Here is a 246-nt window from a genome sequence, read left to right as displayed (position 1 = left end):
CTCAATACGTGGAGCGTCCACAGGGATACTTCTCGTTCACCAACATGGCTTCCTACGACTATGCCTCCACGTACAGCATCCAGGTGGAGCTGCAACGCAACGGCACATGGCTCGGGTATTATGGAACGGCCTGCCAGGTATCGACCCCTGCCTTGCTCGACAACCCGAACGGATCGGGAGCCATCAACCCGTCACAGTGCGGCATCCAGCTGGCCACCATCTCGACGCTCATCGCAACGCCTAGCC

General features: G+C 59.3%; 1 protein-coding gene. It reads left to right on the top strand.

Going from position 1 to position 246, the window contains the following annotated elements; translation table 11 throughout:
- Positions 1 to 8 precede the first annotated feature (8 nt).
- Positions 9 to 246 (top strand): hypothetical protein (locus tag G6047_RS00060; protein ID WP_169525258.1); only part of this gene is annotated, 238 nt, incomplete at its 3' end.

Source organism: Flavobacterium silvaticum (assembly GCF_012911565.1).
Classification (GTDB): domain Bacteria; phylum Bacteroidota; class Bacteroidia; order Flavobacteriales; family Flavobacteriaceae; genus Flavobacterium; species Flavobacterium silvaticum.
This window is presented reverse-complemented; position numbering and strand designations above follow the sequence as displayed.